Source organism: Corallococcus exercitus, from assembly GCF_003611585.1.
Lineage (GTDB): Bacteria > Myxococcota > Myxococcia > Myxococcales > Myxococcaceae > Corallococcus > Corallococcus exercitus.
Genome location: NZ_RAVW01000866.1, coordinates 1 through 567, shown reverse-complemented (window position 1 = coordinate 567; position 567 = coordinate 1). Strand labels below are relative to the sequence as shown.

At 73.0% G+C, this 567-nt stretch carries 1 protein-coding gene; it reads left to right on the top strand.

The annotated features are described in order from the left end of the window. On the top strand, nt 1-567 hold a 567-nt coding region (locus D7W79_RS42595), incomplete at both ends, for a beta-ketoacyl [acyl carrier protein] synthase domain-containing protein (protein WP_147442383.1).

Here is a 567-nt window from a genome sequence, read left to right as displayed (position 1 = left end):
CTTTCGGGGGACTTCCTCGCCACGCGCGTGTCGTACGAGCTGGACCTGACGGGCCCGGCGATGACGGTGCAGTCGGCGTGCTCCACGTCGCTGGTGGCGTTGCATCTGGCGTGTCAGTCGCTGCTCGCGGGCGAGTGCGACCTGGCGCTGGCGGGGGGCGTGTCCATCCGCACGCCGCAGTTGGTCGCGCACCGCAACCAGGAGGGCGGCATCCTGGCGCCGGATGGACGCTGCCGTCCGTTCGACGTGAACGCGGCGGGCACGGTGGTGGGCAACGGCGTGGGCGTGCTGGTGCTCAAGCGGCTGGCGGACGCGGTGGCGGACGGGGACTGCATCCGCGCCATCGTGCTGGGCACGGCGCTGAACAACGACGGCGGGGCGAAGACGGGGTTCTCCGCGCCTTCGGTGCAGGGGCAGACGGCGGTGATCCGCGAGGCGCTGTCGGTGGCGGGCGTGTCGCCGTCGGACGTGTCCTACGTGGAGGCGCATGGGACGGCGACGGCGTTGGGAGACCCCATCGAGGTCGCGGCGCTCAAGGAGGCGTTCCAGGGCGCTCCGGCCGGGGCG